The sequence below is a fragment of the Pseudomonas sp. PH1b genome (genome assembly GCF_000633395.1).
GTDB lineage: Bacteria > Pseudomonadota > Gammaproteobacteria > Pseudomonadales > Pseudomonadaceae > Aquipseudomonas.
Genome location: NZ_AYMU01000004.1, coordinates 478,828 through 492,340, shown reverse-complemented (window position 1 = coordinate 492,340; position 13,513 = coordinate 478,828). Strand labels below are relative to the sequence as shown.

Here is a 13,513-nt window from a genome sequence, read left to right as displayed (position 1 = left end):
GGCCTATCAGGAGCCGGCCACTGCCAGGGGAGCCCGTTCGCTCATGAAAGCCTCCAGGCGCGAACGCAGCCAGCGCTCGGCAGGGTCGGTGTCGACATGGCTGAGCCAGACCATGGACAGATCCAGGGTCGGGGTCTTGAACGGGAACGGCTCGCAGTACAACTGCCCCGAGGCCGCCATGGCCGCCGCGGCATAATCGGGCAGGCTGGCAATCAGCTTGGTACCGGCGAGCAAGGCCGGCAACGAGCTGTACTGCGGCACCGAGAGCACCACCTGGCGGGTGCGGCCGATCTCCGCCAGCCACTCATCGGCAAAACCGGACACGTTGGCGGTATGGGACACCAGCACATGGGGGCGCTGGCAATACTCGTCCAGGGTCAGCGGCGTGTCGCTGGCATCGGCCCGCAGCACGCTGGGCTGGATATGGCGCAGCAGCTTGCGCTTGGCATTGGCCGGCAGGCCACGGGGCTGGCTGATGCCGACGGTGATGTCGCCGGAGGCCAGCAGGTCGGGAATCCGCCAGTAATCCACGTGCTGGACCACGACCACCACCTGCGGTGCCTCCTGACGCAAGGCCCGCAGCAAGGGCGGCAGCAGGCCGAACTCGACATCGTCGGAAAGACCGATGCGAAAAGTCATGGTGCTGCTGGCGGGGTCGAAATCGTGGGTCAGGCTCAGGGCCGAGGACAGCGCATCCAGGGCCGGCGACAGGTGCTGGATGATCTGCTCGGCACGGGCCGTGGGCTCCATGCGATGGCCAACGCGGATGAATAGCGGATCATTGAACATCGCCCGCAGGCGATTGAGGGCCGAGCTGATGGTGGGCTGGCCGAGAAACAGTTTTTCCGCCACCCGGGTGACGTTGCGCTCAAGCATCAGCGCCTCGAACACCACCATCAGATTGATGTCGGCCTTGCGCAGTTCATTGCGATTCATCGGCGATGCCCCATTCCCCAGACGGTGCTCAGTGTAGAAAGGGCCGGGGGTTGGCGTCCAGGCAAGATCTGCGACCGGACGCCAGCGCTCACAGGCGACTCAGCAGGACTTGCTCAGGGAGCCCTTCGCCGTCGCCGCCACGGGGCGCCGGTCTTCCTGGCCCTGGCGCAGACGCAAGGCCGCCACGGCAGCGATCAGCAACACCAGGGCAATCACCTTAAGGCCGTTCATGGCATCGCCCGTGCTCATCTCGATCACTCCCATCACCGAGGGACCGACAAACCCGCCCAGCAGCCCGCAGGAGTTGACGAAACCCAGGCCGCCGGCCAGGGCCGCACCTTTGAGCCGCGACGCCGGGTACAGGAAGATGATCGACTGCACCACGAAGAACATCAGCGCCGCCACGCAGAAGCCCAGCAGGCTGAGGACCGGCCCGGAAAACGCGGCGATCAGCAGCCCCGCCGCCATCACCAGCAAACCACTGACCAGCAAGCGCCGGGCGCGCTGTGGGTCGGTGGCCAGGCGCGGCAGGCTGATTGCCCCCAGGGCCGCGGCGAGCCACGGCAGCGAGGTCAGCAGGCCGACACTCATGAGGCTCAGGGCGCCGTACTTGCTGATGATGCTGGGGAGGAAAAAGATCACCGTGTAGAGGGTTATCTGGTGACAGAAGTAGACGAAGATCGCCAGCAGGATCTGTGGCGTGAAGCATTGCCTGAACGAGTGCCCAGCCTGCCCCGCCCCCTCGTCGGCCTCACGGGCCAGGCGTTGTTCGATGGCCTGGGCTTCCTCGGCAGTGAGCCAGGGTGCGTGGCTGGGACGATCCGGCAGGCGCCGCCAGACCACCCAGGCGAAAAACACCGCCGGCAGCCCTTCGAGCAAAAACATCCACTGCCAGCCGTGCCAGCCCAAGAGCCCATCCATTTTCATCAGTGCCGCGCCCAGTGGGCCACCGATGATGTTGGCCAGGCACACCCCGAGTAAAAAGTAGCCCGTGGCCCGGGCCCGCTGTTGCTGGTCGAACCAGTAAGTCAGGTACAGCATGACCCCGGGGAACAGCCCGGCTTCGGCGATGCCCAGCAGCAGGCGCAGCACGTAGAACGAGGTCTCGCCCTGGACAAAGGCCATGGCGGCGGAGATCAGCCCCCAGGTGACCATGATCCGGGCAATCCAGAAGCGCGCGCCGACCTTGTGCATGATCAGGTTGCTCGGCACCTCGGACAGCGCATAAGTGAGAATGAACAACCCGGCGCCCAGTCCGTAGGCCGCGGCGGAAATACCCAGGTCGACATCCAGCTGGTGCTTGGCCAGGGCAATGTTGGTGCGGTCGAGAAAACTCAGGACATAGGCCGCGATCAACAACGGCATGAGCTTGAGGAACATCAGGCGGGTCAACTGGTGCTGATCCCGGGGCGCGGTGGTGCTTGCAGTGTTCATGGGGCATATCCCTTTGTAATTGTTATGCGGGATGGTCAGCGGGCCAGGAGCCGGGACCGCTGACATGAAGCGGGCTGAGGGTCAGAAACCGACCTGGTCACGCCCCTTGAGCCCGAGCAGGGCCCGGGCCTCATCCGGGGTCGCCACCCGGCCGCCCAGGGCCTCGATCACCGTGCGGATGCGGCGCACCTGATCGGCGTTGCTCGCCGCCAGCTTGCCGGGGCCATCCCACAGCGAGTCTTCCAGGCCGACCCGGGCATGGCTGCCCATGGCCAGGCCCATGGTCGCCAGGGGAATCTGATTGCGTCCGGCCCCGAGAATCGACCACTGATAGTCATCGCCAAACAGGCGGTCGGCAGTGCGGCGCATGTGCGCCAGGTCTTCCGGGTGCCCACCGATACCGCCCCGCAGGCCGAACACCGACTGGATGAACAGCGGTGCCTTGAGCAGGCCGCGCTCACGGAAATGCGCCGCGGTATACAGGTGGCCGATGTCGTAGCACTCGATCTCGAAACGAGTGCGATTTTCGGCACAGGCGCTGAGGATATGGGCGATATCGCGGAAGGTATTACGGAAGATCCGATCGTCGCTGTCCTCCAGGTACGGGCGCTCCCAGTCATGCTTGAACTCGGTGAAGCGGTTGAGCATTTCGTACAGCCCGAAATTCATCGAGCCCATGTTCAGCGACGCCAGTTCCGGCTTGAACTCCAGCACCGGTTGCAGGCGCTCCTCGACGCCCATGGTCGGCGCACCGCCGGTGGTGAGGTTGATCACCACGTCACTGGCGGCCTTGATCTGCGGCAGGAAACGCCGGAACAGCTCTGGGTCCTGGCTCGGCCGGCCGTCTTCCGGGTCCCGCGCATGCAGGTGCACGATCGCCGCGCCGGCCTCGGCGGCAGCAATCGCCTCGGCGGCGATCTCCCCGGCGGTGATCGGCAGATGGGGCGACATGGAAGGGGTGTGGATCGCCCCGGTCACGGCGCAGGTGATGATGACAGGTGTTTTTCCAGGCATGACGGTACTCCGACTTTTATTCTTGATGAAAAAAATCCCAGGGTGTGGCTGATGGCATGCACCGCTGAAGGCTGCAGCGGCGCGGGCTGCTTGCGCGGCTAGAGGTATTCGACGTTGCCGTCGACGCTGATCGCCTGGCCGGTGACGTTGCGCGCCGCCGGCGAACAGAGGAACAGCGCCATGGCCGCCACGTCTTCGGCGCTGACCATGCGCTTGAGGGAAATCTTCTCCAGGTACTGTTCGCGCATCTCGGCCACTGCTACCCCGGTCTGCTGGGCCCGGGCCTGGATCACCGCGTCCATGCGCGGCCCCTCGACAATCCCCGGCAACAGCGCATTGACCCGGATATCACTGGCCCCCAGCTCCGCCGCCAGGGATTTCATCAGCCCGACGATCGCCCACTTGGTGGCGGCATAGGGCGTGCGCCAGGCGTAGCCCAGGCGCCCGGCCACCGAGGCGATGTGCAGCAGGTGGGCCTTGTCCGAGCCCTTGAGCAGGGGCACCGCGTGGTGGGCGAAGCGGTATTGCGCGGTCAGGTTGATATCGATGGTGCGCTGCCAGTCCTGGTCGCTGACCTCATCGATGCCCGCGGTGGGGCCGGCGATCCCGGCGTTGTTGACCAGTACATCGAGGCCGCCGAAATGCTCCAGCTGGAGACTGAACAGCGCCTGGATCTGCGCCGGGTCGGCGACATCGGTGCGGGTCGCCAGCGCCGCAGGATAGCGCTGACGAAATGCCGCCAGGGCCGTCTCGCTGACATCGCACACATGCACCTGGGCGCCAGCTTCGAGGTAGGCCGCGGCCAGTACTTCACCGATGCCCGCGGCACCACCGGAAATCATCACCCGCAAGCCCGGGTAGGGTTGCAACCGCTGCAGGACGCTCATGCCCGACCTCCTTTGGCCGCGACAGCCGATGCGCCGGCACTCTTGGCCAGCAAGCGCCCGAGAGAATCCGCCGCCTGCATGATGTCGTCGGTGACCGCCGCCCGCGCCCCTGGCCCGTCACCGGCACGCAGCGCCTCGACAATTCGATCGTGGGCCTGCATGGAGCGTTGCAGGTGGGCCTTGTCCGGCGCCACCAGGGCGAAGCAGGGGCCCATGTGCAACCAGAAGTTCTCCACCGCGGCCATGGTCAGCTCGGCCTGGGCCACGGCATAGATGCGCCGGTGAAAGGCGAAGTTGGTCCAGAGGTAGCGGGACACATCCACTTCATCGGCCGCCTTCTGCATCTGCCGGCAGAGGTCGGCAATGGCCTGCATGTCGTCCATTTGCAGGAGCTGCACGGCCTTTTCCGCCAGCAACCCTTCCAGGGCCACCCGCGCATCGCGGATTTCCCGCAGGCGCTCCACCGTCATCATGCGCACCCGCAGGCGCGAGGTTTCGGTGACTTCAAAGGCGTTTTCCGCACTGAGGCGCTGCAGCGCTTCGCGTACCGGCATCGGACTCGAGCCCAGGGCTTCGGCCAGGCCGCGGATGGTCAGCTTCTGACCGGGCTGAAAGCGCCCGCTCATCAAGGCTTCGCGGATCTGGCGATAGACCTGATCCTGCAAGGTATCGCGAGCAACCTGGCGCAATGAGGGCAGACGGGTAGGACCTTCGGACATGGGATGTACCTGTGTTGTGGTTCTTGCGCTCGCAATATGTGATCACAAATCAAATATGTCAAACCCCAGGTGTCGGACCACTGGATTGGCGACGGCATGATTCAAAGAGAAAAAACATCTACATGTTCCGCTGTGCGAAACCATATTCCGTATTGACCACATTATTTATTGGTGACAGGATAATTTGCACACGCTGACTCATAGAGCGAAACAGGACACATCATTAATGGCTTGCCGCGCTGTTCATCACTTTGAAAGCACACCGCGCCCGCCAGCCTCTCACTGCCCTTCACCCGGAGACTTCTGCAATGAGTTGCGACACCCCCCTGCCCACCGTCGAATCCACGTTGCACGAATCCATCCTGGTGCTGACCCTCGATAACCCACCGGTCAACGCCCTCGGGGTCGAGGTCCGGCGCGGGCTGCTGGCCGCCCTCGATAGCGCGGCCGACAACCCGGCGGTCGAAGGCATCCTGATACTGGGTGCCGGCCGGCACTTTTGTGGCGGCGCCGATATCCGCGAGTTCGGCAAGCCGCCCCAGCCTCCGGCACTGCCGGAGCTGGTCAAGCGCATCGAGGCTTGCGCCAAGCCCGTGGTTGCGGCGATCCATGGCGTGGCGTTGGGCGGCGGCCTGGAAGTCGCCCTCGCCGCGCACTATCGGCTGGCCGTACGCGGTGCACGGCTTGGCCTGCCGGAGGTCCAGCTTGGCCTGCTGCCGGGCGCCGGTGGCACCCAACGCCTGCCACGCCTGATCGGTGCCAAGGCGGCCCTGGAGCTGATGCTCAGCGGCCGCCACCTGAGTGCCGAGCAAGCCCTGGAGCTGGGCCTGGTGGACCGCCTGGGCGACAGCGACGATGCCCAGGCCGAAGGCCTGGCCTACCTGGGCCAATTGTTGGCGAGCCAGGCCGGTGCCAGGCGCACCCGGGATGCCCTGGCCCTGAGCGACCTGGCCCCCCAGCGGGCCGCCATTGCGGCCGCCCGCGAGCAGGCCGGCAAGAAGTCCCGCGGCTTGCTGTCTCCGCACCACATCATCCAGGCCGTCGAGGCCACCCTCGACCGGCCGTTCGAGGACGGCCTGAAAGAAGAACGCCGGTTGTTCCTGGAATGCCTCGACAGCCCGCAGCGGGCCGGCCTGGTGCATGCCTTCTTCGCCGAGCGCGAGGTGCTCAAGGCTCCGGAAACCCGCGCCGCAGCACCTCGCGCCCTTGAACAGATCGGCGTGGTCGGTGGCGGCACCATGGGCGCCGGCATCGCCGTGGCTGCCCTCGACGCCGGCCTGCAGGTGACCATGATCGAGCGCGACCAGGCCGCCCTGGCCCGTGGCCGTGGCAACGTCGAGAAGGTCTATGACGGGTTGATCGACAAGGGTCGCCTGAGCGCGGCGGATAAGGCTGCCACCCTGGCCCGCTTCAGTGCCAGCATCGACTACCGGGCACTGGCCCAGGCCGACCTGGTGATCGAGGCGGTCTTCGAGGACATGGCCGCCAAGCAGGCGGTGTTCAAGGAGCTGGACCGGGTGTGCAAGGCCGGCGCGGTGCTGGCCAGCAACACCTCCTACCTGGATATCAACGTCATTGCCCAGAGCATCTCGCGCCCCGCCGACGTCATCGGCCTGCACTTCTTCTCCCCCGCCAACATCATGAAGCTGCTGGAGATCGTGGTCCCGGCCAAGGTCGCCGCGCAGGTCGTGGCCACGGCCTTCGAACTGGCAAAAAAACTGCACAAGGTGCCGGTGCGCGCCGGGGTCTGCGACGGTTTTATCGGCAACCGGATCCTCGCGGTCTATCGCCAGGCGGTGGACGCCATGCTCGAAGACGGCGCCTCGCCCTATCAGATCGACCAGGCCCTGCGTGACTTCGGCTTTCCCATGGGGCCCTTCCAGGTGGCCGACCTGGCCGGCGGCGACATCGGCTGGGCGACCCGCAAGCGCAAGGCCGCGACCCGCGACCCCAAGGCACGCTATGTACAGGTTGCCGACCGGCTCTGCGAGCGCGGCTGGTTCGGGCAGAAAACCGGCCGCGGCTACTACCTCTATCCCCAGGGCCCGCGCAGCGCCAGCGAGGACCCGGAGGTGCTGGCGATCATCGACGCCGAGCGCCAGCGCGCCGGTATCACCCCGCGCACCTTCAGCGACGCACAAATCATCCGCCGCTACATGGCCGCGATGATCAACGAAGCCGCCAACGTGGTGCACGAAGGCATTGCCCTGCGGCCCCTGGATCTGGACATCGCGCTTATCCATGGCTACGGCTTCCCGCGCTATCGCGGCGGCCCGCTCAAGTATGCCGACCAGTACGGCCTGCCCCAGGTCCTGGCGGATATCCGCGAGTTCGCCGAGGACGACCCGCAATTCTGGAAACCCTCACCCTTGCTGGTGGCGCTGGTGGAGCGCGAAGCGAACTTCGACAGCCTCAACCACGCCCACTGAACACAGGAAATCGATCCATGCGCGAAGCCGTTATCGTCTCCACTGCCCGCACGCCCCTGACCAAGGCCCACCGTGGCGAGTTCAACATCACCCCCGGCCCGACCCTTGCCGCCTTCGCCGTGCGCGCCGCGGTCGAGCGGGCCGGCATCGATCCCGGGCTGATCGAGGACGCGATCCTCGGGTGCGGCTACGGCGAAGGCACCACCGGGCGCAACATCGCCCGCCAGGCAGTGATCCGCGCCGGCTTGCCCGTCAGCATCGCCGGCACCACGGTCAACCGCTTCTGCGCCTCGGGCTTGCAAGCCATCGCCATGGCGGCGGGACGCATCGTGGTCGAGGGTGTTCCGGCGATCATTGCCGGCGGCCTGGAAAGCATTTCCCAGATCCGTGGCCGTGGCACCGACGACCCGGACCTCGACCCCTGGCTGCTGCAGCACAAGCCGGAGCTGTTCCTGCCGATGATCGAGACCGCGGACATCGTCGCCGCCCGCTACGGCATCAGCCGCGAGGCCCAGGACCGTTTCTCGCTGGAAAGCCAGCGCAAGACCGAGGCCGCGCAACTGGCCGGCCACTATCAGGCGGAAATCATTCCCTGCACCACCACCATGGCCGTGACCGACAAACACAGCGGCGCCATCAGCCAGCAGCCGGTCACGGTCGCTGCCGACACCTGCAACCGCCGTGGCAGTACCTACGAGGCGCTGGCCAAACTCGAACCGGTGCTGGGCCCGGACCGATTCATCAGCGCCGGCAACGCCTCGCAGCTGTCCGATGGCGCCTCGGCCTGCGTGCTGATGGAGGCGCGGGAAGCCTCCCGCGCCAACCTTCAGCCTTTGGGGGTGTTTCGCGGCATGGCCGTTGCCGGCTGCGAACCCGACGAAATGGGCATCGGTCCGGTGTTCGCAGTGCCCAGGCTACTGGCCCGGCATGGCCTCACGGTCGATGACATCGGCCTGTGGGAGCTCAACGAAGCCTTCGCCTCGCAAGCCCTCTATTGCCAGCAACGCCTGGGCATCGCCGACGAATGCCTGAACGTCAACGGCGGGGCCATTGCCCTGGGCCACCCTTTTGGCATGACCGGGGCCCGCCTGGCCGGCCATGTGCTGCTCGAAGGCCGCCGCCGCGGGGTCAAGTACGCCGTGGTCAGCATGTGCATCGCCGGCGGCATGGGCGCCGCCGCGCTGTTCGAAATCTATTGAGGAAAGCGACATGGACCTGAATTTCACTGAACAGGAAGAAGCCTTCCGCAACGAGGTGCAAGGCTTTCTCGCCGAACAGTTGCCGACGCACCTGCGGGACAAGGTCGCCAATGGCGCGCACCTGTCCAAGGACGACATGGCGCAATGGCACGCGATCCTCAACGCCCGTGGCTGGCTGGCCAACCACTGGCCCGTGGCCTTTGGCGGGCCGGGCTGGAGCCCGGTGGAAAAGTTCATCTTCGAACTCGAATGCGGCCTGGCCAACGCGCCGCGCATCGTGCCCTTCGGGGTCAACATGCTGGGGCCGGTGCTGATCAAGTACGGCACCGTGCAACAGCAGGACTATTGGCTGCCACGCATCCTCGATGGCCGCCACTGGTGGTGCCAGGGCTACTCGGAGCCCGGTGCCGGCTCGGACCTGGCGGCCGTGAAGACCACCGCCGTGCTCGACGGCGATCACTATGTGGTCAACGGCCAGAAGACCTGGACCACCCTCGGCCAGCACGCCAACATGATTTTCTGCCTGGTGCGCACCGACCGCGAAGCCAAGCCCCAGGAGGGCATCAGCTTCCTGCTGATCGACATGAACAGTCCCGGGGTCGAGGTGCGGCCGATCATCACCCTGGAAGGGGATCATGAAATCAACGAAGTGTTCTTCACCGACGTGCGAGTACCGGTGGCCAACCGGGTTGGCGACGAGCACAAGGGCTGGACCTGCGCCAAGTACCTGCTGACCTACGAACGCACCAACATCGCCGGGGTCGGCTTGTCCATGGCGGCGCTGCAGCGCCTCAAGCGCCTGGCCGCGCAACGGACCCGCAACGGTCGGCCCCTGTTGGAGGATCCATCCTTCGCCGCCCGCTTGGCCCGGGTCGAGATCGACCTGGAGAACATGAAGACCACCAACCTGCGGGTGATCGCCGCGGTCGCCGGCGGCGGCGCCCCGGGGGCGGAAAGCTCGATGCTGAAGATCTGCGGCACCGAGATCCGCCAGGAACTGACCTCGCTGCTGCGCCGGGCCATGGGGCCGGCAGCCCGGCTGGTGATCGACGAGGACGACCGGCCCCTGGACCAGGGCCATGGCTTCGCCAGCAACGCGACGGCGCAGTACTTCAACAACCGCAAGCTGTCGATCTTCGGCGGCTCCAATGAAATCCAGAAAAACATCATCTCGAAAATGATTCTCGGGCTCTGAGGGCGCGCACATGAACTTCGAACACAGCGCAGAACGGCGCATGCTCGCCGACAGCTTGAACCGCTTTATCGCACAGCAGTACAACCTCGACAAACGCCTGCAAAGCCTGGCCACGGACCTGGGCTACAACCCCGAGATCTGGCAGCAGCTGGCAGACCTGGGGGTAATCGGCGCCCTCTTCAGCGAGGCCGATGGCGGCTTTGGTGGTGGCGGTTTCGACCTGGCCCTGGTCTTCGAGGCCCTGGGCCGCGGGCTGCTGGTGGAGCCGCTGCTGGGCAGCGCCGTGCTGGCTGGCGGTGCCATAGCCCTGGGCGGCACCGAGGAACACAAAGGCCACCTGGCGAGCATCATCGACGGCAGCCTGATTGCCGCTCTGGCCCACGAGGAACCCGACAGCCACTATGAAACCCAGCGGATCGCCTGTCGCGCCGAGGCGCACGGCACCGGCTGGCGCCTGAACGGCATCAAGAGCCTGGTCTTGCACGGCGCCCAGGCCGGGTTGCTGGTGGTCGCCGCGCGCACGGCGGGAGCCGTCGATGAGCGCGAGGGCATCTCGCTGTTCCTGGTGCCCGGCGACGCCCAGGGGCTGGAGATCCACCAGGTTCCGACCCACGATGGCGGCCCCGTCGCACAAGTGCGGCTGAACAACCTCAACCTGCCGAAGCAGGCCTTGCTCGGCACCTTGCACCAGGGCCACGCCCTCCTTGAGCACTGCATCGGCCAGGGCTTGCTGGCGCTGTGTGCCGAGGCACTGGGGGCGATGGAGGCGGCCAAGCTGGCGACCCTGGACTACTTGCGTACCCGCCAGCAGTTCGGCCGGCCGATCGGCAGTTTCCAGGCGCTGCAGCATCGCATGGCGGTATTGCTGCTGGAAATCGAACAGGCACGCTCGGCAGTGATCAACGCCGCCGCGGCCCTGGATGCCGACCGGCTGACCCGCGAACGGGCACTGTCGGCGGCCAAGGTCAGCATCGGCCGCATCGGCACCCTGGTGGCCGAGGAGTGCATCCAGCTGCATGGCGGTATCGGCATGACCTGGGAGCTGCCCCTGGCCCATTACGCCAAGCGCCTGGTGATGATCGACCACCAGTTGGGCGATGAGGACCACCACCTGCAGCGCTATATCGCCCTCGGCCAAGAACAGGCGCTGTGAACGCCAAACGCCGGCGACGACAGGCCCCCGTCGCCAGGGCCCGAGGTGTCGCCGCCGTCCTTGCCTTGGGCGCAGCCAACGCCGGCACACGGCACTGACCTTCCCTTTCCCCGGCAAGCCATTGCCACCTTGCCTGCTCATCGACCCCGTCCCCTGGCGGGGTCGATAGCAGTCGTCCCCTAGGTTTCACAGGGCCGGCTCAACCCCGGCATAGCCGCACATCACTATAAAAACAACAAGACAGGTGAACACCATGCAATCCATATCCATCCCTTCCCTGCCCTTTTCCACTCTGGTGGGCGGCTGCGTGCTGCCACTGGTGTGCCAGGCACAGTTCATCGAAGACAGCCAGCTGACCCTGGGCGCGCGCAACTTCTACATGAACCGCGACTTCCATGGCGATCGCCCGCCACAGAACAAGGCCGAGGAATGGGCCCAGGGCTTCATCCTGCGCTACCAGTCGGGGTTCACCGATGGCACGCTCGGCCTCGGGGTCGACGGGCTCGGCCTGCTGGGCATCAAGCTCGACTCCGGTGGCGGCACGGCCCATACCGGAGCGTTGCTGGCAGACCGCAGCGGCGATGTGGCCGACCGGTACGGGGCGTTCGGGGTGACCGCCAAGGCCCGGGTCGCCAAGAGTGTCTTGAGCCTCGGCAGCCACGAACCCTTGCTGCCGGTGGCCTTTCGCAACGACACCCGCCTACTGCCGCAGACCTTCAACGGCACGCAGTGGGTGTCCAATGATCTCCAGGACCTGTCCCTGACCCTGGGCCGCTTCGCCAGCGTGCGCCAGCGCAACTCGACCGACCAGGAAGACCTGCAGATGTCCGCCCTGGCCAGAAACGGCCGGCAGGTCGCTGGCCGGGTCGACAGCGACCGCTTCAGCTACGGCGGTGCCGGCTACGCCTTCAGCGATGCGCTCAAGGCCAGCTACTTCTATGCCGAACTGCAGGACAACTACCGCCAGCACTACGGCAACCTGACCCACCATGTGCCGCTGGCCAGGAACCTCTCGCTGAAGTCCGAAGTGCGCTACTTCCACAGCGCCGGCCTGGGCCAGGCCGAGGTCGACAACCGTAACCTGGGGGTCATGCAAACCCTGACCTATCGGGGCCATGCCCTGAGCTTCATCTATCAGGACCAGAGCGGGCGCAGCGGCATGCCATTCATCAGCGGCACCGACCCCTATGGGTTCAATACCTCGACCTACAAGAGCTTCGTCAACGCTGGGGAAGACTCCTGGCAACTGCGCTACCGCTATGATTTCGCAGCCGCCGGCCTGCCCGGCCTGAGCCTGATGAGCCGTTATGTGCGCAGCAATGAATTCAGGATCGGCCAGCAGCACGCCCGGGAGCGTGAACTCGATACCGACCTGGCCTATGTGATCCAGAACGGCCCGTTCAAGGACCTCAGCCTGCGTTGGCGCAACGTGATGTACCGCGCCAACTACAGTGCCAACGTGGATGAAAACCGCTTGATCGTCGATTACAGCGTCAAGCTCTGGTAACCCCAAAACCCGGCTGCCGGCAATGGCCGGCAGCTTCGGCACCACTCAGCCGCCTCAGCCCAAGGTAGCGCGAAGCCCCTGGCAGGCCTCTCGGTATTCGCGCTCGAGCCGGGCCACCAACGCCTCGGCGGGCGCTACGCCCTCCAGCACGCCAACTCCCTGGCCACAGCCCCAGATCTCCTTCCAGGCCTTGGGCCGTTGGCGGTCCGAGCCGAAGTTCATCTGTGACGGGTCGCTTTCCGGCAGGCGCTCCGGGTCCAGCCCGGCCGCCACCAAGGAAGCTTTCAGGTAGTTGCCGTGCACCCCGGTAATCAGGTTGGTGTAGACGATGTCCTGGGCCCCCGACTGGCAGATCATCTGCTTGTAGCCCTGCACCGCATTGGCTTCCTCGGTGGCGATGAAGGCCGAGCCGATGTACGCAAGATCAGCCCCCAGGGCCTGGGCGGCGAGGATCGCCCGCCCCGAAGCGATGGCCCCGGACAGCAGCAGCGGCCCGGCGAACCACTGGCGGATCTCCTGCACCAGGGCAAAGGGCGACTGGCTGCCCGCATGCCCTCCGGCACCGGCCGCCACAGCGATCAGGCCGTCGGCGCCCTTGTCGATGGCCTTGCGCGCAAAACCGTTGTTGATCACGTCATGCAGGACGATACCGCCGTAGCTGTGCACCGCCTGGTTGATCTCCGGTCGCGCGCCCAGGGACGTGATGATGATCGGCACCTGGTGCTGCACACAGACGGCCATGTCGTGCTCGAGCCGGTCATTGGAACGATGGACGATCTGGTTCACCGCAAAGGGCGCCGCGGGCCGCTCAGGGTGCAGCCGGTCGTGCTCGGCCAGGGCCTGGGTGATCTGTTCGATCCATGCCGACAAGCGCTCGGCCGGCCGGGCATTCAACGCCGGAAACGAGCCGATGATCCCGGCCTTGCACTGGGCGATCACCAGTTCGGGGGTGGAAATGATGAACAGCGGCGCGGCCATCACCGGCAACCGCAGGCGCTGGGAAAGTATCTCGGGCAAGCTCATGGCCTGGCTCCTGTGCA

11 protein-coding genes are annotated in these 13,513 nt (G+C 66.0%); 5 read left to right on the top strand and 6 right to left on the bottom strand.

Annotated elements, in window-relative coordinates; genetic code table 11:
• Nucleotides 1-6: 6 nt before the first annotated feature.
• The 5 genes from U873_RS0109055 to U873_RS0109035 all read right to left on the bottom strand — a co-directional run bounded on the left by U873_RS0109055 (nt 7) and on the right by U873_RS0109035 (nt 4,990).
• Nucleotides 7-936, bottom strand: coding sequence for a LysR substrate-binding domain-containing protein (locus U873_RS0109055; RefSeq protein WP_025127943.1), 930 nt, complete (start codon nt 934-936; stop codon nt 7-9).
• 99 nt (nt 937-1,035) lie between these two features.
• Nucleotides 1,036-2,370 (bottom strand): MFS transporter, encoded by a 1,335-nt coding sequence (locus tag U873_RS0109050; protein ID WP_025127942.1) that lies wholly within the window; start codon nt 2,368-2,370, stop codon nt 1,036-1,038.
• Between the two features lie 81 nt (nt 2,371-2,451).
• The gene (locus tag U873_RS0109045) at nt 2,452-3,384 is read right to left on the bottom strand and encodes a 3-keto-5-aminohexanoate cleavage protein (protein WP_025127941.1); all 933 of its coding nucleotides are present in this window, start codon (nt 3,382-3,384) and stop codon (nt 2,452-2,454) included.
• A gap of 98 nt (nt 3,385-3,482) precedes the next feature.
• Complete coding sequence (locus tag U873_RS0109040) at nt 3,483-4,271, bottom strand: SDR family oxidoreductase (RefSeq protein WP_025127940.1); 789 nt, start codon at nt 4,269-4,271, stop codon at nt 3,483-3,485.
• A complete protein-coding gene (locus U873_RS0109035) occupies nt 4,268-4,990 on the bottom strand; it encodes a GntR family transcriptional regulator (protein ID WP_025127939.1) in 723 nt (240 codons plus the stop codon). The genes U873_RS0109040 and U873_RS0109035 overlap by 4 nt, the downstream gene beginning before the upstream one ends.
• Nucleotides 4,991-5,298: 308 nt before the next feature.
• Between U873_RS0109035 and U873_RS0109030 the strand changes: the two genes are divergently transcribed.
• The 5 genes from U873_RS0109030 (at nt 5,299) to U873_RS0109010 (ending at nt 12,473) form a co-directional block, all read left to right on the top strand.
• A complete protein-coding gene (locus U873_RS0109030; RefSeq protein WP_025127938.1) occupies nt 5,299-7,419 on the top strand; it encodes a 3-hydroxyacyl-CoA dehydrogenase NAD-binding domain-containing protein in 2,121 nt (706 codons plus the stop codon).
• A 17-nt stretch (nt 7,420-7,436) separates the two neighbouring features.
• Complete coding sequence (locus tag U873_RS0109025; RefSeq protein WP_025127937.1) at nt 7,437-8,618, top strand: acetyl-CoA C-acyltransferase; 1,182 nt, start codon at nt 7,437-7,439, stop codon at nt 8,616-8,618.
• A 10-nt stretch (nt 8,619-8,628) separates the two neighbouring features.
• A complete protein-coding gene (locus U873_RS0109020) occupies nt 8,629-9,813 on the top strand; it encodes an acyl-CoA dehydrogenase family protein (RefSeq protein ID WP_025127936.1) in 1,185 nt (394 codons plus the stop codon).
• A gap of 10 nt (nt 9,814-9,823) precedes the next feature.
• Nucleotides 9,824-10,966, top strand: coding sequence for an acyl-CoA dehydrogenase family protein (locus U873_RS0109015; RefSeq protein ID WP_025127935.1), 1,143 nt, complete (start codon nt 9,824-9,826; stop codon nt 10,964-10,966).
• Between the two features lie 253 nt (nt 10,967-11,219).
• The gene (locus U873_RS0109010) at nt 11,220-12,473 is read left to right on the top strand and encodes an OprD family outer membrane porin (RefSeq protein WP_025127934.1); all 1,254 of its coding nucleotides are present in this window, start codon (nt 11,220-11,222) and stop codon (nt 12,471-12,473) included.
• 54 nt (nt 12,474-12,527) lie between these two features.
• Here U873_RS0109010 and U873_RS0109005 read toward each other — a convergent pair whose 3' ends face one another.
• Nucleotides 12,528-13,496 (bottom strand): nitronate monooxygenase family protein, encoded by a 969-nt coding sequence (locus tag U873_RS0109005; RefSeq protein ID WP_025127933.1) that lies wholly within the window; start codon nt 13,494-13,496, stop codon nt 12,528-12,530.
• Between the last annotated feature and the right edge of the window lie 17 nt (nt 13,497-13,513).